The following is a 23,669-nucleotide window of genomic DNA, read 5'->3' on the forward strand; positions in this document are numbered from 1 at the left end:
CGGCTCCCGCACGGGGTGCCCGGGGCGGTACCGCCCGTCCGTCACGATCAACACCGGTACAGCTTACGTTGTACAACGCCTGACAACACGTCGGGGTGTTGCGCGCATTACAAGAACACTTCAATCCGCGCCAACCTTCCCCCGGCGCAGGCGACTTGACGGAGCCTTGACATCCCGGGCCGTCCTGCGGGCCGCCCCGAAGGACGCGAAGGCCCCCGCCGGGGTTGATCGACGGGGGCCTACGGGAAGTCGGCCGGGCCTGGCGGCACGGGAGGCCACTCAGGGGCGCGGGGCCGTGACATGTGCGACTCCGCCGCGATGGGGTCCCCCCTGTTCGAGCGAAGCCGAGAACTTGGGGGAGCGACCAGCCACAGACGGCCCGCACCCGAAATCACCGCATTTTCAGCGAAACGCCTAGCGGCCCGTTTCTTTCTGGTACGCCTTGACGACCTCGTCGGTGGGGCCGTCCATCAGGAGCTCGCCGCGCTCCAGCCAGAGCACCCGGTTGCAGGTGTCCCTGATGGAGCCGATGCTGTGGCTGACCAGGAAGACCGTGCCCGCGTGCTTGCGCAGCTCGCGGATGCGCTCCTCGGAGCGGATCTGGAACTTGCGGTCACCGGTGGCGAGCGCCTCGTCGATCATCAGGACGTCGTGGTCCTTGGCGGCGGCGATGGAGAACCGCAGCCGGGCCGCCATGCCCGAGGAGTACGTCCGCATCGGCAGGGTGATGAAGTCGCCCTTCTCGTTGATGCCGGAGAAGTCGACGATCTCCTCGTACCGCTCCTTGATCTCCTCGCGCGACATGCCCATGGCCAGGCCGCCCAGGATCACGTTGCGCTCGCCGGTCAGCTCGTTCATCAGCGCGGCGTTGACGCCGAGCAGCGACGGCTGGCCGTTGGTGTACACCCGGCCCTTGGCCGGCGGCAGCAGCCCGGCGATCGCCCGCAGCAGGGTCGACTTGCCCGAGCCGTTGGTGCCGATCAGGCCGATCGCCTCGCCGCGGTACGCGGTGAAGGAGACGCCCCGTACGGCGTGCACCTTGCGCATGCCGCGGGACTCGCCGGTGTCGCGCCTCACTATCCGGCTCAGCGCGGCGGTGGCGCTGCCCCGGCCACCGCCCGCGCCGTTGACCGTGTACACGATGTGCACGTCGTCGGCGATGACGGTCGGGATGCGCTCGCCGCTCGCGTCGGCGAGCCGGTTGTTGTCCTCAGCCACGGCCGTACTGCTCCTCTGCCTTCCAGAAGTACACGAAGCCCGCCGCGCCCACGACGAGGGCCCAGCCGACCGCCAGCAGCCAGACGTGCGGCGGCAGGTTGTGGGCACCGTATCCGTCGATCATGGCGAACCGGGCCAGGTCCATGTAGACCGCGGCGGGGTTCACCTGGAGGACCTGGGCCAGCCAGTGCGGCTTGCCCTGGAGGACCACCTTGATGCTGAACATGACGCCCGACGCGTACATCCAGGTGCGCAGGATGAACGGCATCAGCTGGGCCAGGTCCGGGGTCTTGCTGCCGAGCCGGGCCATGATCATCGCCAGTCCGGTGTTGAAGACGAACTGGAGCGCAAGGACCGGCACCATCAGCAGCCACGACGCCATCGGCATGGTCCCCGACGCGACCACCACGAGGACCAGGACGATCATCGAGAACAGCAGCTGCTGGAGCTGCTGGAGCGCGAAGGAGATCGGCAGCGAGGCGCGCGGGAAGTGCAGCGCGCGCACCAGGCCGAGGTTGCCGGAGATCGCCCGGACGCCCGCGTTCACCGAGTTCTGGGTGAAGGTGAACACGAACACGCCCGTCACCAGGAACGGGATGTACACGTCCGACGGGATGCCCCGCTTGGCGTCCATCAGCACGCCGAAGATGAAGTAGTAGACCAGCGCGTTGAGCAGCGGGGTCGCCACCTGCCAGATCTGGCCGAGCTTCGCCTGGCTGTACTGGGCGGTCAGCTTCGCCTGCGAGAACGACAGGATGAAGTGGCGCCGCCCCCAGAGCTGGCGGCAGTACTCGAACAGCCCCGGCCGGGCGCCGCTCACCGCCAGGCCGTGCTTGGCGGCGAGGTCCGCCGGGGACAGAGTTGTGTCACTCACAAGTGGAAACTTTCGCTTTCAAGGAAGTACGCCCGATGACCGAAGTGCCCGGAGCCCGACGGCCCCCACCCGATGTGCTCAGACCCGAGAGTGTCAGATGACGGGCGGACGGCCCAGCCGGGTCAGCCGCCAGACCGTGCGCCACTTCATGGGGCGGCGCGGTCCGCACGGAGTGGTCCAGCCCTCCTTGAAGCCGCCGAACCACGCCTTGAGGGCGGGCCCGGAGGGCTTCCTGGCGAGCGTGAGCAGCATCCACACCCCCAGATAGACGGGAACCAGCGGGGCCGGCAGATTGCGCCGGGCCAGCCAGACCCGGTTGCGGGCCACCATCCGGTGGTAGACCGCGTGCCGGGAGGGCGCCGTCGTGGGGTGGAACAGGACCATGTCCGCGCGGTAGTCGATCATCCAGCCGGCGTCCAGCGCCCGCCAGGCCAGATCGGTCTCCTCGTGGGCGTAGAAGAACTCGTCGGGCAGCCCGCCGACCTCGGCGATGACCTTGGTCCGTACGGCGTTGGCGCCGCCCAGGAAGGTCGTCACGCGCGAGGAGCGCATCGGGTCGGAGGCGCGCAGCCGCGGGACGTGGCGGCGCTGGGTGACCCCGGTCTCCGGGTCCGCGATGCGGAAGCTGACGATGCCGAGCTCGGGGTCGGCGGCGAACGCCCGGCGGCACAGCTCGGCCGTGTCGGTGTTCGGCAGCAGCCCGTCGTCGTCGAGGAAGAGCAGGATGTCGACCTCGGCGCCGGACGGGCCGAACGCCTCGATGCCGACGTTGCGCCCGCCGGGGATGCCCAGGTTCTCGGGCAGCTCCACGGTCCGCACGCCCGCCGGGACGTCCGGGACCGGGGCGCCGTTGCCGACCACCACCACCTCGACCCGGTCGCCGTCCTGCTTGGCGACCGAGTCGAGCAGCGCGCGCAGCTCCTCGGGGCGGTTGCCCATGGTGATGACGACCGCGCCGACCTTCAGCGGGGCGCTCACTTGAGCCTGCTGGAGGCGAGGATGGACACCAGGTGCAGCACGCTCTGCAGCAGTGCGATGCCCGCGAGGACGGCGACGCCGAGGCGGGAGAAGAACAGGTCGCCCCGCACGTGGTCCACGATCGCCAGGACCAGGATCAGCAGGGACGCCTCGATGCCCATGACCAGCCGGTGGAACTTGAGCGCGCCGGCGGCCCGGCGGGCCAGCGCCACGCCGGACGAACGCGGCTCGGACGCCGCCTCCTTGACCGGCGGCATGCCCTGCTGGTGCCGGGCGACACCGACGAGGTCGGTCTCGGACTTGATCAGCACGGCGCCGAGGGCGGCGAGGGTGCCGAGGAAGGCCCACAGCCAGTCGATCCGCCCGGTGCCCCAGATGTCGGCGGCGCGCAGCCCGAAGCCGACGAGGACCGCGGCGTCGAGCACATAGGCGGCGACCCGGTCCACGTAGACGCCGACCATCGAGTACTGCTTCTTCCAGCGGGCGACCTCGCCGTCGACGCAGTCCAGGAGCAGATAGACCTGCGCCATCACCACGCCGAGCACGGCGCCCCAGATCCCCGGCACCAGCAGGGCCGGGGCCGCGAAGGCGGCGGCGACGGTCATCACGTAGGTCAGCTGGTTGGGCGTGACCTTCGTGGTCACCAGGTGCCGGTCGACGCGCAGGGAGACCTCGCGCATGTAGAGCCGGCCTCCCCAGTGCTCGCCGCTCCGCCGGTCCTTGACGCCCGGAGGGTGCACGACCGGGCGGAGTTCAGCTACCGATGGCTTTTGCATAGTCGGCGTAAGCGTCCTTGATCTGGGCTGTGGACAGGTTGAGGTGTTCCAGGATCGTGAAACGGCCCGGCCGGGTCTGCGGCGCGTACGCCACCGCCCGGACGAACTCGTCGGCGGAGAAGCCGATCTCCTGCGGGAGTACGGGCAGGCCGTGCCGCCGCAGTACCTCCGTGAAGAGACCGGACTGCTCGGCGGCGCCGCGCAGGTGCATCGCGAAGGCGGCGCCGAGGCCGACCTGCTCGCCGTGGAGCGCGGAGCGCTTGGGGTACAGCAGGTCGAAGGCGTGGCTGATCTCGTGGCAGGCGCCGGACGAGGGGCGGGTGTCGCCGCTGATCGACATGGCGATGCCGGAGAGCACCAGCGCCTCGGACAGGACGGTGAGGAACTCGTCGTCGCCGACGCCGCCGGGGTGGCGCAGCACCGACTCGCCCGCGGTACGGGCCATGGCGGCGGCCAGGCCGTCCACCGGCTCGCCGTTGACCTGGTGCGAGAGCTCCCAGTCCGCGATCGCGGAGATGTTGGAGATCGCGTCGCCGATGCCGGAGCGGACGAACCGGACCGGTGCCTCGCGGATGACGTCGAGGTCGATGACCATGGCGATGGGCGTGGGCACGCCGTAGGAGCCGCGGCCGTTGTCGTTGTCGAGGATCGAGACCGGCGAGCAGATGCCGTCGTGCGAGAGGTTGGTGGCGACCGCGACCATGGGCAGCCCGACCCGCGCCGCGGCGTACTTCGCCACGTCGATGATCTTGCCGCCGCCGAGGCCGACGACCGCGTCGTACCGCTTGCCCTTGATGTCGTCGGCGAGCTGCACGGCGGAGTCGATGGTGCCGTCCGCGACCGGGTACCAGTCGGCGCCCGGGAGCACCGGTGCCAGCTTCTCGCTCAGCGCCTGGCCCGAGCCGCCGCTGACCGCGATCGCCAGCTTGCCGGAGGCCGAGATCCGCTGGTCGGCCAGGACGCCCGCCAGGTCGTCCAGGGCGCCCCGGCTGATGTCGACGACGACCGGCGACGGGATGAGCCGGGTCAGTACTGGCACGCGATCTCACGGCCCTTCGCGAGGTCGTCGTGGTTGTCGATCTCGACCCACGAGACCTCGCCGATCGGCGCGACGTCGACCTTGAAGCCGCGGTTGACGAGCTCCTGGTAGCCGTCCTCGTAGTAGAGGTCGGGGTCGCGCTCGAAGGTGGTCTTCAGCGCGTCGGCGAGCTCGTCGGCGGCGGAGCCCTCGATGAGGGTGACGCCGATGTACTCGCCGGTGGCCGTCGCCGGGTCCATCAGCTTGGTGATCTTCTGGACGCCCTTCTCGTCGTCGACGATGACCTTCATCTCCTCGTCGGCGAGGCTCTTCACCGTGTCGAGGGCGAGGATGATCTTCTTGCCGTCGCCGCGGGCGGCGAGCAGCGTCCTCTCGACGGAGACCGGGTGCACGGTGTCGCCGTTGGCGAGGATCACGTCGTGCTTGACCGCGTCACGGCCGCACCACAGGGAGTAGGCGTTGTTCCACTCCTCGGCCTTGTCGTTGTCGATCAGGGTCAGCTTGAGGCCGTACTTCGCCTCCAGCGCCGCCTTGCGCTCGTAGACGGCCTCCTTCTTGTAGCCGACGATGATCGCGACCTCGGTGAGACCGATCTCGGCGAAGTTGCCGAGGGTGAGGTCCAGGATCGTGGTGTCGCCGTCGACGGGCACGAGGGCCTTCGGGAGCGTGTCGGTGTAGGGGCGCAGACGCCGTCCGGCACCGGCTGCGAGTACGAGGCCGATCATGCGGGTTCTCCTTCGTCATGTACTGCGGGTGCTCCGGAGGACACCCAGAAGCGGATGGACTCCACGACCACCAGGAGCGCGATGGCCACCGCGAGGGCGGTGAGCGCCAGGGTGAAGTCCGTGCCGCGGGTGGCGAGGGCCGCCGCGAGGACCGCGACCACCAGCGTCCGCCCCTCGTGGCCGCCGGTCAGACGCACCAGCCAGCGCGGCGGCGCGCCGGATCCGCCCTTGATGCGGTAGACCGTGTCGTAGTGATGGTAGGCGACCGCGGCCACCAGCCCGAAGGCCGCGGGCAAGGCCCCGTTCACCTCGGAGCGGGCGGCGAGGATCAGGACCGTGCCGTATTCGGCGGCCCGGAAGAAGGGCGGCACCAGCCAGTCGAGGGCGCCCTTGAGGGGGGCGGAGACGGCGAGGCCGGAGAAGAACGCGTAGGTCGCGGCCGCGCCCACGCAGGCCCAGGACGGGCCCGAGACCGCCGAGTCGACGAGCACGACGGCCGCGCCGAAGGCGGCGAGGAGCGGGGCCACGAACCCGGCGCGCGGGGCGCGGCGGGTGGAGCCCCGCGCGACCGACTCGGCCAGCGGTCCGCTGTCCGCGAGCTCCGCGAGCGCCTGCGCGGCCCGGTCGGTACGGGTCGCCCTGCGGGTCAGCGAGCGCAGCACGCGCCCGGCCGTGGTGTAGCAGGCCGCGAACGCGCACCCGACGAGCAGGACGTAGAAGACGGTACGGGGCGTGGTGACGGCGGTCAGGACCGCGATCATCGCCCAGCGCTCGCCGATCGGCAGCACGATCATCCGGCGCACCCAGACCGTCCAGCCGACCGAGTCGAGCTTGTCGGAGAGGGCGGCGGTGGGGCTGGTGTTGGCGCTGGCGTCGTGGTTGGACTCGTTGAACGAGAAGTCCACGACGTGGCGGCAGGTCTGCAGGACCATCGCGCCGAGCGCCAGCGCCCATACGTCGTCGCCGCCGCGGGCCGCGCCGAGCGCCAGGCCCGCGTAGTACGCGTACTCCTTGGCCCGGTCGAAGGTCGCGTCCAGCCAGGCGCCGAGCGTGGAGTACTGCAGTGAGTAGCGGGCGAGCTGCCCGTCGGTGCAGTCCAGGACGAAGGAGAAGAGCAGCAGCGCGCCGGCCGCGACGAAGCCGCCCCGGGTGCCGGTCGCCGCGCAGCCGGCCGCGATCAGCGCGGTGAGCAGCGAGGCGGTGGTGACCTGGTTGGGGGTGAGGCCGCGGCGCGCGCACCAGCGGGCGAGGTAGCGCGAGTACGGGCTGATGAAGAAGGTGGTGAAGAACCCGTCGCGGGACTTCACCGCCGTACGCAGCCGGACGGCCTCGTCGTCCACGGCGTCGACGGCCTTGCGGGCGGCGAAGGCCGCCTCGGGCCCGGCGGGCACGGTGGCCACCAGGGAGCCGAGTTCGGGGCGGTGCACGGCGGTGCCCCGGTCCTCCATGGCGGAGGCGACGCGGTCGACGAGGACGCCGGTCCCGGTGGACGGGGCGTTCACGGCGACCGAGGCACCGGCGGCGGTCGGCGCGGGCGCCCCGGCGAGGTCCGCGAGCGCGCGCACGAGCGCGGGGCGGGCCTCCGCCTGGACCGCCATGGCACCGGTGACCGCCGCCGCCGGGAACCGGGGGTCGGTCAGGGCGAGGCGCAGGGCGTGCGTGTGGCCCACGAAGGACGGATCGACCAGGGCGACCCGCTCACCGGGCGGGACCTCGGCGAGCAGGCCGGGCAGGTCCTCGGGCCGCTGGGCGGACCGTACGTCGAAGCCCAGCGAGCGCAGCTCGGGCCCGAGCTGCGACCCGGGGACCGGAAGCCCGATCAGGATGGCGGTCGACAGACGAACTCACTCCTTGGAGCTGGCATGGCTGATGTCCGACGGCCCGGCCCGGAAACAAGCGGCGGGCGGCACGTCGGCAGAGGCTATCGGGAGGCTATCGGATGCGTGGAACCGGGAGTTCATCGCCTGTTTACGCCCCCGATCGGGCCCTGCGGCGGGGGACCGCCGCGTGGATCATCATCGTCGATCAAGGCCGCGCCCCACAAACCGCCCCCCGTCCGTCGGCCCCGGGGCTCCGCGCCGTCCCGGACGGCCGCGCACCGCTCTGACCTGCGACGCCTGTGCGAACGGCGTACAAACCTCGCGGCGAGCGCGTTTCCGCAGGTCAGAGCACATGACAACGGTGTTCAGTGCCGTGTTGCCCCATACCCCCCGCCCGTAGTTCACTGACCCCTCGTACGGAGATCGCACAACCTTTTGCCGACAGTCTGAGAGGTGGCCTTCCATGGGGGCTGGGCACGACCACGGACACGCGCACGGCGGACCGGCGCCCACCGGGACGGCCGCCGCGGCGTACAAGGGGCGACTGCGGGTGGCCCTGGGCATCACGCTGGGCGTGATGGTGGTCGAGATCGTCGGCGGGATGCTCGCGGACTCGCTGGCGCTGGTCGCGGACGCGGCGCACATGGCGACGGACGCCCTCGGGCTGGCGATGGCGCTGCTCGCCATCCACTTCGCCAACCGCCCGGCCGGTCACAACCGGACGTTCGGCTATGCCCGCGCCGAGATCCTCGCCGCGCTCGCCAACTGTCTGCTGCTGCTCGGCGTCGGTGGATACGTGCTGTACGAGGCGGTCCAGCGGTTCGTCGAGCCGGCCGACACCTCGGGGCCGACAACGATCGTTTTCGGCCTGATCGGCCTCGTCGCCAATATGGTCTCGCTCTCGCTGCTGATCAAGGGCCAGCAGGACAGCCTCAATGTGCGCGGCGCCTTCCTGGAGGTGCTCGCGGACGCGCTCGGCTCGGTGGCGGTACTGATCTCGGCGGTGATCATCATGTCGACCGGCTGGCAGGCCGCCGACCCGATCGCCTCGCTCGTGATCGGCCTCATGATCGTCCCGCGTACGGTGAAGCTGCTGCGGGAGACGCTGAACGTGCTCCTGGAGGCCGCGCCCAAGGGCGTCGACATGGGCGAGGTGCGGGCCCACATCGTGGCCCTGCCGGGCGTCGAGGACGTCCACGACCTGCACGCCTGGACGATCACTTCCGGGATGCCGGTGCTCTCCGCCCACGTGGTGGTCAGCCAGGAGGTCCTGGACTCGGTGGGCCACGAGAAGCTGCTGCACGACCTCCAGGGCTGCCTGGGTGATCACTTCGACGTGGAGCACTGCACCTTCCAGCTGGAGCCGAGCGGCCACGCGGCCCACGAGGCCGGGCTCTGCCACTGACCGGCGGCGGGCCGGACACCCCTACTCGCTCGCACGTTCGATGATTCCGCTCCGGTACGGCTGGGCACGATCCCTTCTTCGGCGGTGCCGCGCACCCGACGCATTACGGACATGCGCCGCCCGTCGAAGTGCGGACACGCCGCTTTTGTACGGCAGACTTGGCAGCCGAGGACCGAAGCGAAGGATGGTTATGCCGACCACACCAGCCACTACGGCGAACAGCTCGTCGAACGGGACCGCCGAAGAGATCATGCTCGAACTGGTCGACGAGAGCGGCAATACCATCGGCACCGCGGAGAAGCTCTCCGCCCACCAGGCCCCCGGCAGGCTGCACCGGGCGTTCTCGGTCTTCCTCTTCGACTCCACGGGCAAGCTGCTGCTCCAGCGCCGCGCGCTCGGCAAGTACCACTCCCCCGGCGTCTGGTCGAACACCTGCTGCGGGCACCCCTACCCCGGCGAGTCCCCCTTCGCGGCGGCCGCCCGGCGCACCCACGAGGAGCTGGGCGTCTCGCCCTCGCTGCTCGCCGAGGCGGGCACGGTCCGCTACAACCACCCCGACCCGGACTCGGGCCTGGTGGAGCAGGAGTACAACCACCTCTTCGTCGGTCTGGTGCAGGCGCCGGTGCAGGCGGACCCGGAGGAGGTCTACGAGACCGCCTTCGTCTCGCCGCAGGAGCTGACCGCGCTGCACGAGCGGGCCACGTTCTCCGCGTGGTTCATGACGGTCCTGGACGCGGCCCGGCCCGCGGTCAGGGAGCTCACAGGGCCTGCCGCGGGCTGGTGACCGCGCCGGAGACCGGGGCCAGCGGCAGAGCCACCCAGATGATCTTGCCGCCGCTCGCGGTCTGCTCGACGTCGCAGGCCCCGCCCGCCTCGCAGGTGATCTCGCGCACCAGCAGGAGTCCGCGCCCGCCCGTCTGCCCGTAGTCGGTCTCCAGCGCCTTGGGGCGGTAGGGATGGTTGTCCTCCACCGAGACCCGGATCCACTCGGCGCCGATGGCGACCTCCACGGCCACCTGCGGGGAGAGCAGGGCCGCGTGCTTGACCGCGTTGGTGACCAGCTCGGAGACGATCAGGAGCAGGCCCTGGACGAGGTCGTCGTGGACCGGCACGCCCTGTCGGCGCAGCAGGTCGCGCACGGCGTGCCGGGCCTGCGGGACCGAGGCGTCGACCGCGGGGGCCGTGAAGCGCCAGACTCCCTCGTACGGGAACGGCCTGGCCGGCGCGGCGTCGGGTGGCACGCTCCCGCGGATCTCCATGTTCCGGCACCCACCCTCGCACTCGGCTGTCAGGCTCTTCGGTAACGAGTGTTGAGAGTGGGATGGTCCGGACCGGGCGACTGAACAGTAGTCAGCGCGTATCGACGCCTTCTGCTCACAACCGCCCGCCGATGTCACTTCCCCAAGCGTCCCTGATCGCTGTCTGACTGCTTTGCCACGGCTTGCGGGGGTGTCTGCGGTCCGGGTTCGGACTCCCGGGCGTCGGTGTCCGGCCGCCCGTCCGTCACCAGGCCCACGATCCGCCGGCCGCCGACGCCGAGCGCGATCAGGCCGAGGCCGTCGAAGAGCAGGCCGAGCGAGAAGAAGCAGCCGATCACATAACGGCTGCTGCTCGGCCAGCTCGCCAGCACCAGCACCCCGAGCAGCACGCCGAAGGCGCCCTGCAGCAGCGTCCAGCCCATCTGCGGCCCGCGCACCACCACGCTGCCCGCGAGCCGGAACACCCCGCCGGTGAGGAAGAGCAGGGCGGCGAACATGGTCAGCGCCTCGGCCGAGCCCTCGGGGCGGCGGATGACCACCACACCGGCCGCGATGTTCAGGGCCGCGACCACCACGCCGAGCCAGAAGAAGTTCGCGCCGCGCGACTGGATCGCGTGCATCAGACCGACCACACCGCCTACGAGCAGCAGCCAGCCGAACAGGAGCATCGAGGTGAGGGTGGCCACGCCGGTGTAGACGAGACCGACCAGGCCCGCGAGCGCGAGGACCGCGCCGAGGACGGTCAGCCGTCCGAAACTGCGGCGGAGCTTCCTGCTGTCGCGTGCGGTAGCGGGTGCGGCCATCAGCGTCTCCTCGTGGCATCGCCGGTCGGCCCCCTCCTGATCATAGGAGCGGCCCGCCCGGATAGCATCCGGCGCATGGAGCCGCAGCTGGAGCACACCGTGGCGGACGGGGTGGCCACCGTCGTCATCAGCAACCCCGCCAAGCGCAACGCGATGACGGCCGGGATGTGGCGGGCGCTGCCGCCGCTGCTCGACGAACTGGCCGCCGACCCGGAGGTGCGGGCCCTGGTGCTGACCGGCGCCGGGCCGACCTTCTGCGCGGGCGCGGACATCTCCTCGCTGCGCGCGCCCGGGCCGGGCGAGGATCCCCAGTCGCTCGCGGTGGCGGCCGAGGAGGCGCTCGCTACCTTCCCCAAGCCGACGCTGGCCGCCGTGCGCGGCTACTGCGTGGGCGGCGGCTGCCAGCTCGCGGCCGCCTGCGACCTGCGCTTCGCGGAGGAGGGCGCCTCGTTCGGGATCACGCCCGCCAAGCTCGGCATCGTCTACGCGTCGTCCTCGACCCGGCGCCTGGCCGCCCTGGTGGGGCCTTCGACCGCCAAGTACCTGCTGTTCTCGGCCGAGTTGATCGATTCGGCACGGGCGCTGCGGACCGGCCTGGTGGACGAGGTGCTGCCGGCGGGCGAACTGGACAAGCGGGTGGCCGAGTTCACCCGGGTCCTCGCCGCCCGCTCGCAGCTGACCCAGGCGGCGGCCAAGGAGTTCGCGAACGGCCGCACCGACCGGGACGCGTACTGGAGGGAGCAGGCGCGCGGCAGCGGCGACACCGCCGAGGGTGTCGCCGCGTTCCTGGAGCGCCGGGCCCCGCGCTTCGGCTGGACCGCTTCGGGCTGAGCCGGATCCTTTGAGGCGGGCCGGGCTACTTCACGACGAGGTGGCCCCCCGAGCGCAGCTTGGCCACCAGCTCGGCCGGTGCCTTGGCGGCCGAGCCCGCGTCGTAGGGCGGCTGCGGGTCGTACTCGGTCAGCAGCTGCACGGCCTGCGCGTACTCGTCGCCCGCGAGGCGGCCGACCAGGGTGAGCCCCATGTCGATGCCGGAGGAGACCCCGGCGGCGGTGAGGTACTTGCCGTCGGTGACCACGCGTTCGGCGGTCGGCTCGGCGCCCAGCGCGGCCAGGGCGTCGTAGGCGAGCCAGTGCGTGGCGGCGCGCCGGCCGGTGAGCAGCCCGGCCCCCGCGAGCAGCAGCGAACCGGTGCACACCGACGTCGTCCAGGTGGTGGTCGCGTCGACGGCGCGCAGCCAGCCGGTCAGGGCCTCGTCGTGGGCGATGTCGCCGGTGCCGGGGCCGCCCGGGACGACCACGACGTCCGGGCTGCGCACCTCGTCGAGGGTCTTCTCGGCGATGATGCGCAGACTGCCCCTGTCGTTGGTCACCGGACCGGCCTGCGCGGCGACGAAGACCGTCTCGGTGTCGGGCAGGCGGCAGAGCATCTCGTACGGGCCGATGGCGTCCAGCGAGGTGAAGCGGTCGTAGAGCAGGATGGCGATCTGCATCGGGTTCCTCTCGGAGTGGGTCGGGCAGGGGGTCAGTTGGCGGGGTGGAACCGGCGCCGGTACTCGGCGGGCGCGGTTCCGAGGGACTTGAGGAAGGCGCGGCGCATGGCTTCCGGGGTGCCGTAGCCGCAGGCGCGGGAGATCTCCTCGACTCCGTCGGCGGTGTCCTCCAGCAACCGCCGGGCGTGCTCGACGCGGACGCGCTCGACGTAGCGGCCGGGCGTCGTCCCGGTCTCGGCCTGGAAGGCGCGCGCGAAGTGGCGCGGCGAGAGCCGGGCACGGGCCGCCAGCGCCTCCACCGAGAGGTCCTCGCCGGGGTGCTCGGTGATCCAGTGCTGCACCTCGCGCAGCGGCTCGCGTCGGGCGGTCTGGGCGGAGAGCTGGGCGCTGAACTGGGCCTGGTTGCCCGGGCGGCGCAGGAACACCACCAGGTGCCGCGCCACCGTGAGCGCGGCCTCGCGCCCCAGGTCCTCCTCGACGAGCGCGAGGGAGAGGTCGATCCCGGCCGTCACCCCGGCCGAGGTGGCCACGTTCCCGTCCCGTACGTAAATGGGGTCGGGCTCGACGGTGACCTTCGGGTGGCGGCGCGCGAGGGACTCGCAGTACGCCCAGTGGGTGGTCGCGCGGCGCCCGTCGAGCAGCCCCGCCTCCGCGAGGAGCTCGGCCCCGGTGCAGACGGAGACCAGCCGCTCGGCGCGGGGCCCGTGCTCGCGCAGCCACGCGATCAGGGCCGGGTCCGCATCGCGGGTGCCTTGGCCGCCCGGCACCAGCAGGGTGTGCGGCTCGGGCGCCTCGGCCAGGGCGAAGTCCGGGACGAGGGTGAGCCGGCTGGAGCTGCGGACCGGGCCGCCGTCCAGCGAGGCGGTGCGGACGCGGTACTCGTCGCCGACGGCCCGGGCGAAGTGGCCGGCGCCCGTGAAGACCTCCATGGGGCCGGTGACGTCCAGGCTCTGGACGTCCTCGAAGAGGACGATGAGGACGGTTCGCTGTGCCATGCCCACGATTCTTCGGGGCGCCCGTGGTGTCCGCAATGACGAGTACCCCACCTTTCCTGCCATGCCGCGCCCGTCCCTTCCCGGGGCTTCACGCCGTACCGACCAGTCGGTAACCTGCGGGTATGACGTCTCTCCCGCCGCGCGCCGGCCGCCACTGCCACAACTCCGTCAACCCGCTGCACTCGACGGTCTACTTCTCCCCCGACCTCGCCAAGGAGCTCGCGGAGATCGGCATCGAGGACGCGCGCGCCGCCTACTTCGCCGGGCGCGCCGCCGCGCTGGGCGCGGTGGGACCCGGCACGGTCACCGCCACCTTCTACAACTTCAACCACGAGCTGGTCGCCCTGCACGTGCCCGCCGTCTGGGACATCGCCTCCCCCGAGGCGGTCCTCGCCGCCCGGCTGCGGGCCGTCGACAGCACCCTGCGGCGGCTGCTCGGCGAGGACGTGGTGGCCTCCCCGGAGATGGCCGAGGCCGCGCGCCTCGCCCTGCGCGCCGCCGAGGGCTGCACCCGCCACGCCCGGCCGCTGTACGCCGCCCACGCCGACCTGCCGGTGCCCGAGGAGCCGCACCTGGCGTACTGGCACGCGGCGACGCTGCTGCGCGAGCACCGCGGCGACGGTCATCTCATGGCGCTGCTCGACGCGGGACTCGACCCGCTGGAGGCGCTGGTCAGCCACACCGCCACCGGCAAGGGCATGGCGCCGCGCTGGATCCTGGGCACGCGCGGCTGGCGGCGCGCGGACTGGGACGCGGCCGTCGGACGGCTGCGCGAGCGCGGGATCCTGGACGCCGACGGCGAGTTGACCGAGGCGGGCACCGCCCTGCGCGCCGAGGTCGAGGACCGCACCGACCGGCTCGACCTGGCCCCGTACGAGCTGCTCGGCGCGGACGGCGTGGCCCGGCTGACCGAGCTGGCCAGGGGCTTTCTGATGACGGCGCTGGCGGCGGGCGCGTTCCCGGCCGACCTCACCGGCAAGGGCTGACCGCCGATTGTCGGTGCCGCCTGCCACAATGGCGCCTCAAGCTCTGCGAGAAGGCGGTACGGGATCGTGACGACGTCCATCGAAGGCAGGATCGCCGAGGAACTCGGCGTACGGGAGCGGCAGGTGAAGGCCGCCGTCGAGCTGCTCGACGGCGGGTCGACCGTGCCGTTCATCGCGCGCTACCGCAAGGAAGCGACCGAGATGCTCGACGACGCCCAGCTGCGCACCCTGGAGGAGCGGCTGCGGTATCTGCGCGAGCTGGAGGACCGCCGCACGGCGGTCCTCGACTCCGTACGCGAGCAGGGCAAGCTCACCGAGGAGCTGGAGCGGCAGATCCGCGCCGCCGACACCAAGGCGCGCCTGGAGGACATCTATCTGCCCTTCAAGCCCAAGCGGCGCACCAAGGCGCAGATCGCGCGCGAGGCGGGCCTCGAACCGCTGGCGCAGGGGCTGCTCACCGACCCGTCGGTGGAGCCGCTGGCCGCCGCGGCCGCGTTCGTCGACGCGGACAAGGGCGTCGCGGACCCGGCGGCGGCCCTGGAGGGCGCCCGCGCCATCCTCACCGAGCGGTTCTCGGAGGACGCCGACCTGATCGGCGAGGTGCGCGAGCGGATGTGGACGAAGGGGCGCCTCGCGGCGAAGGTGCGCGAGGGCAAGGAGGAGGCGGGCGCCAAGTTCGCCGACTACTTCGACTTCACCGAGCCGTTCACGGCGCTGCCCTCGCACCGGGTCCTGGCGATGCTGCGCGGCGAGAAGGAGGAGGTCCTGGACCTCGTCCTGGAGCCCGAGGAGCCGTCGGACGTGCCCGGCCCGTCCGCGTACGAGAACATGGTGGCGCGCCGCTTCGGCATCGCGGACCGGGGCCGGCCGGGCGACAAGTGGCTGGCGGACACCGTCCGCTGGGCGTGGCGCACCCGGATCCTGGTCCACCTCGGCATCGACCTGCGGCTGCGGCTGCGCACGGCCGCCGAGGACGAGGCGGTGCGGGTCTTCGCGTCGAACCTGCGCGACCTGCTGCTCGCCGCCCCGGCCGGGACGCGCGCGACGCTGGGGCTCGACCCCGGGTTCCGTACGGGCGTGAAGGTGGCCGTCGTGGACGCGACGGGCAAGGTCGTGGCGACGGACGTGATCTACCCGCACGTCCCGGCCAACAAGTGGGACCAGGCGCTCGCCAAGCTGGCGGGGCTGGCGAAGGAGCACGCGGTCGAGCTGATCGCCATCGGCAACGGCACGGCGTCCCGCGAGACCGACAAGCTCGCCGGTGAACTGATCGCCAAGCACCCCGAGTTGAAGCTCACCAAGGTGGTGGTGTCGGAGGCGGGCGCCTCGGTGTACTCGGCGTCGGCGTTCGCCTCGCAGGAGCTGCCGGACATGGACGTGTCGCTGCGCGGCGCGGTCTCCATCGCCCGCCGCCTCCAGGACCCGCTCGCCGAGCTGGTCAAGATCGACCCCAAGTCGATCGGCGTCGGCCAGTACCAGCACGACCTCTCCGAGGTGAAGCTCTCGCGCTCGCTCGACGCGGTCGTGGAGGACTGTGTGAACGGAGTGGGCGTGGACGTCAACACCGCGTCCGCGCCGCTGCTCTCGCGCGTCTCGGGCATCGGCGCCGGACTCGCCGAGAACATCGTGGCGCACCGCGACGCCAACGGCCCGTTCCGCTCGCGCAAGGCGCTCAAGGACGTGGCGCGCCTGGGCCCGAAGGCGTACGAGCAGTGCGCGGGCTTCCTGCGGATCCGCGGCGGCGACGACCCGCTGGACTCGTCCAGCGTGCACCCCGAGGCGTATCCGGTGGTGCGCCGGATGGTGAAGTCGACGGGCAGCGAGGTGGCGGCGCTCATCGGCAACACGGCGGTGCTGCGGTCGCTGCGGGCCGACACGTTCGTGGACGAGACGTTCGGTCTGCCGACCGTCACGGACATCCTGCGCGAGCTGGAGAAGCCCGGGCGCGACCCGCGGCCCGCCTTCAAGACGGCGACCTTCAAGGAGGGCGTCGAGAAGATCGGCGACCTGGAGCCGGGGATGGTCCTTGAGGGCGTGGTCACGAACGTGGCGGCGTTCGGCGCGTTCATCGACGTCGGGGTGCACCAGGACGGGCTCGCGCACGTGTCGGCGCTGTCCAAGACGTTCGTGAAGGACCCGCGCGAGGTGGTCAAGCCGGGGGACATCGTCAAGGTGAAGGTGCTGGATGTCGATGTGCCGCGTAAGCGGATTTCTTTGACGCTGCGGCTGGATGACGAGGCGAACGCCTCGGGCGGCGGGCCGAAGCGGGAAGAGCGGGGTGGGCGGCCCCCACAGCAGCGCCAGCAGCAGCGGCGGGGTGGCGGCGACCGGGACCGCGGTGGCCGCCAGTCGCCGCCGCCCCCGGCGAACGGGGCGATGGCGGACGCCCTTCGCAAGGCAGGGTTGCTGGACCCGAAGGGTCGCCGCTGAAGGGTGCGGGGAAGCCGACCGCCGCCGCTGTGGGCATGCGTGCCGCCAGGGGCGGCACGGGTGGGCACAGCGGCACCCCGTCCCGGGCCACCGCTCCCCCGCCCGTGCCCCGGCTGCGGACCGTGCGTGGCTGGTCGCGCAGTTCCCCGCGCCCCTCATGGCGACCCTTCGGGTCGAACGGCCGACCGGAGGCTACGCCTCCAGCGCCACCGGCCCCGACGTCACCTTCTCCGCGTTGCGGCGGGTTTTGGCCCAGCCGTTGCGGCCGCGGGCCATGCGGACGAAGGCCCGGGCCGAGACCACGAAGAGGTGGTACGCGTACAGCCACAGCGCCACGCCCCACAGCACCGCCGTCAGGCGGGACGCGTCGGGGGCGTGGTCGCGGCGGTACACCGGGCCCCACAGGACGAACGGGCCGATCGCCAGGGCCGCGAGCACCAGCATGAGCGGCCACAGGGCGAGTGAGCCGACGCCGCCCAGGACCAGCATCGCCGTGCTCAGCGCGAGCGTCAGCAGATGCGCGACCGGCTGGCAGAACGTGTACAGCGCCTCAAGGACGCCCCGGCCGCTGTAGTGGCGGGACGAGACGATGCGCGGGGCGTAGCGCACGCACTGGAGGTTGCCCTGCGCCCAGCGGGTGCGCTGGGTGAGCAGCCGGCGGGCGTGCGGCAGGCCCTCCTGGGAGACCCAGGTGTCGGCTATGTGCGTGATCCGGAAGCCCGCGAGGATCATGTGCAGGCCCAGCTCGTAGTCCTCCAGGAGCGCGCCGCGCTGCCACGGACGGCGTTCGGCGTCGGCGATCCGGTCGAGCGCGGAGAGCCGGGTGAACTGGCCGTTGCCGCCCAGGCCGACCGAGCCGGTACGGCCGCGCAGCAGCTGCATCCCGGCGTTGGAGACGGCGAACTCCATGTCCTGGACGCGGACGAGGAGCCGCGCGAACACGTTGGCGACCCGGCCGCGCTCCGGGAGCGGACGCGGGTCGTCCACGTTGCGCATCCGCACGCTGACCTGCACCCCGCCGACCTCCGGGTCCCCGAACGCGGCCGGGCCCGAGACGAGTTCGAGGGCGCGCGGGTCGAGCCGCCCGTCGGCGTCCACGACGCACACCACGACCCGGTCGCGGTCGGCGCCCTCCGGCAGGAACTCACCGAGCTGGTCGTACGCGGCGTTCAGCGCGTCGCCCTTGCCGGTGCGGGCCTCGGGGCGTACCCGGCGTACGAGATGGACACGGCGGTCGTCCTCCGCGAGGGCGGCGACGATCAGCCCGGTCCGGTCGTCGCTGTCGTCGTCGACGACCCACACGTGCGCGGCCGGGAAGTCGGCGCGCAGCTGCGAGACGGTGGCCCCGACGACGGCCTCCTCGTCCCGGCACGGCACGAAGAAGTGCCAGTCGAGGGCGGCGGGGTCACCGGGCTCGGTACGCGGCCGGTTGAGGTAGGCGTGCCGGGCCCCGGCCCAGTACAGGAGGAAGCAGATGAGGAGGACGAAGGGGAAGAGGAGGACGAGGAGACTGTCGAACATGGGGGCTTTCGTGGGTGGGGGGGCGCCCCGAAAGGGGCGCGGGGGAACGACGCGACGAGCCGCCGGACGCCTCCGGCCCATAAGGGGCGCGGGAACTGCGCGACCAGCCGACGACGGCCCGCAGCCGACCGACGGCCTACCGGTGGGCGCTTACGGCGCCGCTCACGGCACGACCCCGGCGGCGTCAAGCCCCCTGAGGGGCGCGGGGAACTGCGCGACCAGCCACCGACGGCCCGCAGCCGGCCGACCGCGCCTCGGGCGAGGCACTACGCCGCCGCCGCGTACGGCGTGGCGGTGACGGCGACCAGCTCCGCCAGCAGCGCCACGATCCGGCGCGACGCGAGCCCGTCCCCGAACGGGCTCGGCAGCGCCGCGAGGCGGGCGCGGCCCGCGACACCCAGGGCAAGACCGTCCCGCGCGGCCCGCCCGAGCCCGGGACCGGGCGCCACCAGCGTCGCGAAGTCGGCCATCGCCTCGGGCCGCTCCGTGGAGTTGCGGACGACCACCAGCGGCCGCCCCAGCACGGTGACCTCCTCCTGGACGCCCCCGGAGTCGGAGACCAGCAGCGCCGCGTGCCGCGCCAGGGCGAGGAAGTCGCGGTACCCGAGCGGACGGGTCACCCGCAGCGGGCCCAGCAGCGCGGCGAGCCCCGCCGCCTCGACGCGGGCCCGGGTACGCGGGTGCAGCGGCAGCACCACCGGCACGTCGGCCGCGAGCGCGGCCAGCTCCGTGAGGATCGCGCGCAGGGCCGCCGGGTCGTCGGTGTTCTCGGGGCGGTGGACGGTGGCCAGGACGTAGCCGTCCGGGGTGAGACCCAGTTCCTCCAGGTGGGCGGACCGCTCGTCGGCGTCCGGGAGCTGGCTGTGGACCGCCTCGACCACGGTGTTGCCGGTGATCTCCACGAGCTCCGGGGCCACCCCCTCGGCCAGCAGGTTGTCGCGGTTCTCCGGGGTCGCCGCGCACAGCACGTCGGCGAGCCGGTCGATCAGGACCCGGTTGTGCTCCTCCGGCATGTTCCGGTCGTGGCTGCGCAGCCCCGCCTCGACGTGGACGAGCGGGACCGACCGGGCGTTGGCGGCGAGGGCACCGGCGAGCGCGGCGTTGGTGTCGCCCTGGACGACCACGGCGAGCGGCGGCTCCGCCAGGAACAGCGCGTCGAGCTGGGCCAGGGCCGCCGAGATCTGGACGGCGCGGGGGCGGCCGCCGATGCCGGTGAGGTAGGTCGGCTCGGGGATGCCGAGGTCGGTGAGGAACCGGCCGGAGAGCTCCTCGTCGTAGTGCTGCCCCGTGTGCACGACGTGCGCGGCGGGTCCGAGCAGGCGGATCAGCTCGGTGAGCTTGACCAGCTCGGGGCGGGTGCCGAGGACGACGGCGATGCTGCGGGGTGGGAGGGGGGTGGGCACGGGGGCTCCTGGGACGGCCGGGCGGGGGCGTCCACGAGGTTGTCCGCCGAGCGTTGCCGGTGGCGGTGGTGGTCGGTTGCGGGACGGTTGCGGTGTGGGGGTTCGGGACGTTCGGCCCCGGGCGGGCGGGACTTTTGACCCCCACCCCGCCCCTTCCCTGAACCCTCCGGGGGTGAGGGGGCGGAAGGCGGGCTTTCCCCTGGGGCTACGCCCCCGGACCCCCGGGCGGGGGCTGCGCCCCCTGCACCCCGCTTTCGGGGCTCCGCCCCGGACCCCCGTTCGTCTGCGGACCGGCTTGGGCTGGTCGCGCAGTTCCCCGCGCCCCTGACAAGGCGGGGCCTGCGGCCCCTGCCCCCGCAGCCCGCCGCCCTAGCCCCCCGCATCCCCCCGATACCGGTACCCCATCCCCCGCACCGCCTCGATCGGATCCCACTCCAGCTCGCCGGCCGCCTGCTGGAGTTTGCGGCGCAGTCTCAGTACCGCGAACTTCACCCGGTCGCGGCCGATGCCCTGGGGGTCGTCCCAGACCTGGTCGAGGAGCTGGTCCGTGGTGACCACTCGGCCCCGGTTGCGGACCAGGAGCTGGAGGAGGCGGTACTCGATGTCGCTGAGGCGGACCTCCTCGCCGTGCCAGAGGGCCGCGCGGCGTTCGGGGACCAGGCGCAGGGCGTCGTCGTGGGCGGCTCCCGCCCAGCGCGCGGGGGCGGCTCGGCGGAGCAGGGCCTCGACCCTGGCGAGGAGTTCTTCGTTGCCGAACGGCTTGGGCAGGTAGTCGTCGGCCCCCGCCCGCAGGCCCCGCACCCGGTCGCTCTCGGCGCCGCGTGCGGTGAGGAGCAGTACGGGCAGATCGGTCATGTCCCGGGTGCGTTCCAGGACCTGCCAGCCGTCCAGGCCGGGCAGGCCGATGTCGAGCAGCATCAGGTCGGGGCCGTCGGCGAAGAGGCGGCGCAGGCCCTCGCGGCCGTCGGCGGCGGCCACCACCTCGTACCCGGCCCTGGTCAGCAGCACCCGCAGCGCCGTCGCCACGTCCGGGTCGTCCTCGACGATCAGGATCCGCGTCACGGCTCCTCCCCGGTGCGCGCGGGCCCGGCCACCGGCAGGCGCAGGGTGAAGACCGCTCCCCCGCCGGGCGCGTCCGAGACGGTGAGGTCACCGCCGTGGCGGCGCACGATGTCCCGGCTGAAGGCGAGGCCGAGACCGGTGCCGGGGAAGCCGCCGCTCTCGGCGTTGGGGGCCCGTACGAAACCGGAGAAGATCTCCTCGCGGTAGGCCTCCGGCACGCCGATTCCCGTGTCCGAGACCGTGATGCGCCAAGCGTTGCCGTCCGGCGTCGCGTCGATCCCCACCGCCCCGCCCGGTGGCGTGAACTTGGCCGCGTTCTCCAGGAGGTTCGCCAGGACGTGTTCCAGGCGGTGCTCGTCGCCGTACAGCGGTGGGCCCGGCTCGCAGGAGAGGACCGTGAACAGGCCCGCTTCCGTCAGCGTCGACATGCGGTCGTGCACCGCGTGCTCCAGCATCCGTGCGATGTCCACCTCGCCGAATTCCAGGCGCAGTTGGGGCTCGCGCATCCCGGTGGTGTCGAGGAGCGTGGTGATCACGGTCGCCATCCGCTGCGCGTTGCGGCGGATCGCGTCCAGGAATTCCAGCCGGTCCGCGTCCAGGGGGCCCGACGCCGGGTCCGCGAGCAGGTCGCAGAAGCTGATGATGGAGGTCAGCGGGGTGCGCAGACTGTGCGACGCGGAGGCGAGGAACTCGTTGCGCTGGCGGGCCAGCTCCGCCAGCGCCTCGTTGTCGCGCCGCAGCGCGTGCTCACGGCGCTTGTCCTCGGTGACGTCCTCGGCGGTCCACAGCGACCCGAAGGGCCGCCCGCCCGAGTCGTAGAGCGGCTCGACGTCGCGGCGGATGACCCGGCCGTCGGTGAGGTCGATCTCGGCGGCGCGGTGGACGCGGCGGGCGGCGACGCCGTGGGTGGTCTCGACGACCCAGGCGGGACGGTCGGCGAAGGTGTCGCAGACCGCCTCGACCACCGGTCCGAGCGGAGCGCCGGGCTCGTACGAGACCCGTCCGGCCAGGCCGAACATCTCCACGAAGCGGCGGTTGACGGCGACCACGTGCTCGTCGCCGCCTTGCACGATCGCCGCCCGGGGCAGCGCCTCCAGAACGGCCTGCAGTCGGTCGCGCTCGCGGTCCACGCGCTCACCGTACGCGCGGACCGGCCGCCGCTCACGTAACACCGGCGCGTCCCGGAGACTCGCGTCACCGCACGGCCAGATCACCGCACGGTCAGGTCACTGCTCGGTCACCTTGCCGTCGGCGACCTCGATGCGCCGGGTGGTGTGCACCGCGTCCAGCATCCGGCGGTCGTGGGTGACCAGGAGCAGCGTGCCGGTGTACGAGTCGAGGGCGGACTCCAGCTGCTCGATCGCCGGGAGGTCGAGGTGGTTGGTCGGCTCGTCGAGGACGAGCAGATTGACGCCCCGGCCCTGGAGCAGCGCGAGCGCGGCCCGGGTGCGCTCGCCGGGCGAGAGCGAGGCGGCGGGGCGCAGCACGTGGTCGGCCCGCAGGCCGAACTTGGCGAGGAGCGTACGTACCTCGGCGGGCTCGGTGTCGGGGACGGCCGCGCAGAACGCCTCCAGCAGGGCCTCCTCGCCGACGAAGAGGCCCCGGGCCTGGTCGACCTCGCCGACGACGACGCCGGAGCCGAGCGTCGCCCGCCCCGCGTCCAGCGGGAGGCGGCCGAGCAGGGCGGCGAGCAGGGTGGACTTGCCCGCGCCGTTGGCGCCGGTGATCGCCACGCGGTCGGCCCAGTCGATCTGGAGGGTCGCGGGGCCGAAGGTGTAGTCGCCGCGCCGGATCTCGGCCTGGCTGAGGGTGGCGACGACCGCGCCGGAGCGCGGCGCGGCCGCGATCTCCATCCGGAGCTCCCACTCCTTGCGGGGCTCGTCGACGACGTCCAGGCGCTCGATCATGCGCTGGGTCTGGCGGGCCTTGGAGGCCTGCTTCTCGCTGGCGTCGCTGCGGAACTTCCGGCCGATCTTGTCGTTGTCGCCGGCCTTGCGGCGGGCGTTCTTGACGCCCTTGTCCATCCAGCCGCGCTGCATCAGGGCCCGGCTCTCCAGGGCCGAGCGCTTGTCCGCGTACTCCTCGTAGTCCTCGCGGGCGTGCCTGCGGGCGGTGGCGCGCTCCTCCAGATACGCCTCGTAGCCGCCGCCGTAGAGCGTGATCTGCTGCTGGGCGAGGTCGAGTTCGAGCACCTTGGTGACGGTGCGGGTGAGGAACTCGCGGTCGTGGCTGACCACGACCGTGCCCGCGCGCAGGCCCTTGACGAAGGACTCCAGGCGCTCCAGACCGTCCAGGTCGAGGTCGTTGGTGGGCTCGTCGAGCAGGAACACGTCGTACCGCGAGAGGAGCAGCGAGGCCAGCCCCGCGCGGGCGGCCTGGCCGCCGGAGAGGGCCGTCATCGGCTGGTCGAGGCCGATCGTGAGGCCGAGGGTCGCCGCCACCTCCTCGGCGCGCTCGTCCAGGTCGGCGCCGCCGAGGTCGAGCCAGCGCTCCAGGCTCTCCGCGTACGCGTCGTCGCTGCCGGGCGCTCCGTCGACCAGGGCCTGGGTGGCCGCGTCCATGGCCTCCTGGGCGGCGGCCACGCCGGTGCGGCGGGCGAGGAAGGCGCGCACGGTCTCGCCGGGGCGCCGGTCCGGCTCCTGCGGCAGGTGCCCCACGGTGGCGCCCGGCGGGGAGAGCTTCAGCTCGCCGTCCTCCGGCGTGTCGAGTCCGGCGAGCAGCCGGAGCAGGGAGGACTTCCCCGCCCCGTTCGCCCCGACGAGGCCGATGACGTCGCCGGGGGCGACGACGAGGTCGAGCCCGGCGAAGAGCGTGCGGTCGCCGTGGCCGGCGGCGAGGTCCTTGGCGACGAGAGTGGCAGTCATGAGGACATAGATCCTACTG

At 72.7% G+C, this 23,669-nt stretch carries 21 protein-coding genes; 5 read left to right on the forward strand and 16 right to left on the reverse strand.

Annotated elements, in window-relative coordinates:
* Positions 1–414: 414 nt before the first annotated feature.
* The 7 genes from QIY60_RS00450 to QIY60_RS00480 form a co-directional block, all read right to left on the reverse strand.
* Positions 415–1,218, reverse strand: coding sequence for an ABC transporter ATP-binding protein (locus QIY60_RS00450; RefSeq protein WP_283140543.1), 804 nt, complete (start codon positions 1,216–1,218; stop codon positions 415–417).
* Complete coding sequence (locus tag QIY60_RS00455; protein WP_283140544.1) at positions 1,211–2,092, reverse strand: ABC transporter permease; 882 nt, start codon at positions 2,090–2,092, stop codon at positions 1,211–1,213. The genes QIY60_RS00450 and QIY60_RS00455 overlap by 8 nt, the downstream gene beginning before the upstream one ends.
* Before the next feature lie 93 nt (positions 2,093–2,185).
* Positions 2,186–3,070: a glycosyltransferase gene (locus QIY60_RS00460; RefSeq protein WP_283140545.1), complete on the reverse strand. Its 885-nt coding sequence runs from the start codon at positions 3,068–3,070 to the stop codon at positions 2,186–2,188.
* A complete protein-coding gene (locus tag QIY60_RS00465; RefSeq protein ID WP_283140546.1) occupies positions 3,067–3,846 on the reverse strand; it encodes a CDP-alcohol phosphatidyltransferase family protein in 780 nt (259 codons plus the stop codon). The genes QIY60_RS00460 and QIY60_RS00465 overlap by 4 nt, the downstream gene beginning before the upstream one ends.
* On the reverse strand, positions 3,824–4,885 hold the full coding sequence (locus QIY60_RS00470) for an iron-containing alcohol dehydrogenase family protein (protein WP_283140547.1): 1,062 nt from the start codon (positions 4,883–4,885) through the stop codon (positions 3,824–3,826). Before QIY60_RS00470 ends, QIY60_RS00465 begins: the two co-directional genes overlap by 23 nt.
* A complete protein-coding gene (locus QIY60_RS00475) occupies positions 4,873–5,610 on the reverse strand; it encodes a phosphocholine cytidylyltransferase family protein (RefSeq protein ID WP_283140548.1) in 738 nt (245 codons plus the stop codon). Before QIY60_RS00475 ends, QIY60_RS00470 begins: the two co-directional genes overlap by 13 nt.
* Positions 5,607–7,448: a DUF5941 domain-containing protein gene (locus tag QIY60_RS00480; RefSeq protein WP_283145773.1), complete on the reverse strand. Its 1,842-nt coding sequence runs from the start codon at positions 7,446–7,448 to the stop codon at positions 5,607–5,609. The genes QIY60_RS00475 and QIY60_RS00480 overlap by 4 nt, the downstream gene beginning before the upstream one ends.
* A 445-nt stretch (positions 7,449–7,893) precedes the next feature.
* Here QIY60_RS00480 and QIY60_RS00485 point away from each other — a divergent pair, with 445 nt between their 5' ends.
* Positions 7,894–8,835, forward strand: coding sequence for a cation diffusion facilitator family transporter (locus QIY60_RS00485; protein WP_283140549.1), 942 nt, complete (start codon positions 7,894–7,896; stop codon positions 8,833–8,835).
* A gap of 190 nt (positions 8,836–9,025) precedes the next feature.
* Positions 9,026–9,619 carry an isopentenyl-diphosphate Delta-isomerase gene (gene idi / locus QIY60_RS00490; RefSeq protein WP_283140550.1) on the forward strand — a complete coding sequence of 198 codons (594 nt, stop codon included), beginning with the start codon at positions 9,026–9,028 and terminating at the stop codon, positions 9,617–9,619.
* Here the strand turns inward: idi and QIY60_RS00495 are convergent.
* Complete coding sequence (locus QIY60_RS00495; protein ID WP_283140551.1) at positions 9,594–10,094, reverse strand: ATP-binding protein; 501 nt, start codon at positions 10,092–10,094, stop codon at positions 9,594–9,596. The two genes, idi and QIY60_RS00495, sit on opposite strands and share 26 nt — an antisense overlap.
* A gap of 134 nt (positions 10,095–10,228) precedes the next feature.
* Positions 10,229–10,897 carry a DUF308 domain-containing protein gene (locus tag QIY60_RS00500; protein WP_283140552.1) on the reverse strand — a complete coding sequence of 223 codons (669 nt, stop codon included), beginning with the start codon at positions 10,895–10,897 and terminating at the stop codon, positions 10,229–10,231.
* Positions 10,898–10,972: 75 nt separating this feature from the next.
* On the opposite strand from QIY60_RS00500, the gene QIY60_RS00505 reads away from it, so the two are divergent.
* Positions 10,973–11,728 carry an enoyl-CoA hydratase/isomerase family protein gene (locus QIY60_RS00505; protein ID WP_283140553.1) on the forward strand — a complete coding sequence of 252 codons (756 nt, stop codon included), beginning with the start codon at positions 10,973–10,975 and terminating at the stop codon, positions 11,726–11,728.
* A gap of 25 nt (positions 11,729–11,753) precedes the next feature.
* Here QIY60_RS00505 and QIY60_RS00510 read toward each other — a convergent pair whose 3' ends face one another.
* Both QIY60_RS00510 and QIY60_RS00515 read right to left on the reverse strand, forming a co-directional pair.
* The gene (locus tag QIY60_RS00510; protein ID WP_283140554.1) at positions 11,754–12,389 is read right to left on the reverse strand and encodes a DJ-1/PfpI family protein; all 636 of its coding nucleotides are present in this window, start codon (positions 12,387–12,389) and stop codon (positions 11,754–11,756) included.
* 32 nt (positions 12,390–12,421) lie between these two features.
* Positions 12,422–13,384, reverse strand: coding sequence for a GlxA family transcriptional regulator (locus QIY60_RS00515; protein WP_283140555.1), 963 nt, complete (start codon positions 13,382–13,384; stop codon positions 12,422–12,424).
* Between the two features lie 122 nt (positions 13,385–13,506).
* Between QIY60_RS00515 and QIY60_RS00520 the strand changes: the two genes are divergently transcribed.
* Positions 13,507–14,370 (forward strand): hypothetical protein, encoded by an 864-nt coding sequence (locus tag QIY60_RS00520; protein ID WP_283140556.1) that lies wholly within the window; start codon positions 13,507–13,509, stop codon positions 14,368–14,370.
* 66 nt (positions 14,371–14,436) lie between these two features.
* Entirely contained in the window at positions 14,437–16,800 is a 2,364-nt protein-coding gene (locus QIY60_RS00525) for a Tex family protein (RefSeq protein ID WP_283140557.1), read from the forward strand.
* A 192-nt stretch (positions 16,801–16,992) separates the two neighbouring features.
* Here the strand turns inward: QIY60_RS00525 and QIY60_RS00530 are convergent, their stop codons facing one another.
* The 5 genes from QIY60_RS00530 to QIY60_RS00550 all read right to left on the reverse strand — a co-directional run bounded on the left by QIY60_RS00530 (position 16,993) and on the right by QIY60_RS00550 (position 23,650).
* Complete coding sequence (locus QIY60_RS00530) at positions 16,993–18,321, reverse strand: glycosyltransferase (protein ID WP_283140558.1); 1,329 nt, start codon at positions 18,319–18,321, stop codon at positions 16,993–16,995.
* Positions 18,322–18,587: 266 nt separating this feature from the next.
* Positions 18,588–19,724 carry a UDP-N-acetylglucosamine 2-epimerase (non-hydrolyzing) gene (wecB, locus tag QIY60_RS00535; RefSeq protein WP_283140559.1) on the reverse strand — a complete coding sequence of 379 codons (1,137 nt, stop codon included), beginning with the start codon at positions 19,722–19,724 and terminating at the stop codon, positions 18,588–18,590.
* Positions 19,725–20,093: 369 nt separating this feature from the next.
* The gene (locus QIY60_RS00540) at positions 20,094–20,786 is read right to left on the reverse strand and encodes a response regulator transcription factor (RefSeq protein ID WP_283140560.1); all 693 of its coding nucleotides are present in this window, start codon (positions 20,784–20,786) and stop codon (positions 20,094–20,096) included.
* Positions 20,783–21,916 (reverse strand): ATP-binding protein, encoded by a 1,134-nt coding sequence (locus QIY60_RS00545; RefSeq protein WP_283140561.1) that lies wholly within the window; start codon positions 21,914–21,916, stop codon positions 20,783–20,785. The genes QIY60_RS00540 and QIY60_RS00545 overlap by 4 nt, the downstream gene beginning before the upstream one ends.
* Positions 21,917–22,012: 96 nt before the next feature.
* Positions 22,013–23,650, reverse strand: coding sequence for an ABC-F family ATP-binding cassette domain-containing protein (locus QIY60_RS00550; RefSeq protein WP_283140562.1), 1,638 nt, complete (start codon positions 23,648–23,650; stop codon positions 22,013–22,015).
* Between the last annotated feature and the right edge of the window lie 19 nt (positions 23,651–23,669).

This window comes from Streptomyces sp. BPTC-684 (genome assembly GCF_030028635.1).
In the GTDB taxonomy this organism is placed as follows: Bacteria; Actinomycetota; Actinomycetes; order Streptomycetales; family Streptomycetaceae; genus Streptomyces; species Streptomyces noboritoensis.

Excerpts from the sequence above, each read along its gene's own strand:
- QIY60_RS00465 (WP_283140546.1), bottom strand. The coding sequence starts at position 3,846 with ATGCAAAAGCCATCGGTAGCTGAACTCCGCCCGGTCGTGCACCCTCCG.
- QIY60_RS00475 (WP_283140548.1), bottom strand. The coding sequence starts at position 5,610 with ATGATCGGCCTCGTACTCGCAGCCGGTGCCGGACGGCGTCTGCGCCCC.
- QIY60_RS00485 (WP_283140549.1), top strand. The coding sequence starts at position 7,894 with ATGGGGGCTGGGCACGACCACGGACACGCGCACGGCGGACCGGCGCCC.
- idi (WP_283140550.1), top strand. The coding sequence starts at position 9,026 with ATGCCGACCACACCAGCCACTACGGCGAACAGCTCGTCGAACGGGACC.
- QIY60_RS00495 (WP_283140551.1), bottom strand. The coding sequence starts at position 10,094 with ATGGAGATCCGCGGGAGCGTGCCACCCGACGCCGCGCCGGCCAGGCCG.
- QIY60_RS00500 (WP_283140552.1), bottom strand. The coding sequence starts at position 10,897 with ATGGCCGCACCCGCTACCGCACGCGACAGCAGGAAGCTCCGCCGCAGT.
- QIY60_RS00505 (WP_283140553.1), top strand. The coding sequence starts at position 10,973 with ATGGAGCCGCAGCTGGAGCACACCGTGGCGGACGGGGTGGCCACCGTC.
- QIY60_RS00510 (WP_283140554.1), bottom strand. The coding sequence starts at position 12,389 with ATGCAGATCGCCATCCTGCTCTACGACCGCTTCACCTCGCTGGACGCC.
- QIY60_RS00515 (WP_283140555.1), bottom strand. The coding sequence starts at position 13,384 with ATGGCACAGCGAACCGTCCTCATCGTCCTCTTCGAGGACGTCCAGAGC.
- QIY60_RS00520 (WP_283140556.1), top strand. The coding sequence starts at position 13,507 with ATGACGTCTCTCCCGCCGCGCGCCGGCCGCCACTGCCACAACTCCGTC.
- QIY60_RS00530 (WP_283140558.1), bottom strand. The coding sequence starts at position 18,321 with ATGTTCGACAGTCTCCTCGTCCTCCTCTTCCCCTTCGTCCTCCTCATC.
- QIY60_RS00550 (WP_283140562.1), bottom strand. The coding sequence starts at position 23,650 with ATGACTGCCACTCTCGTCGCCAAGGACCTCGCCGCCGGCCACGGCGAC.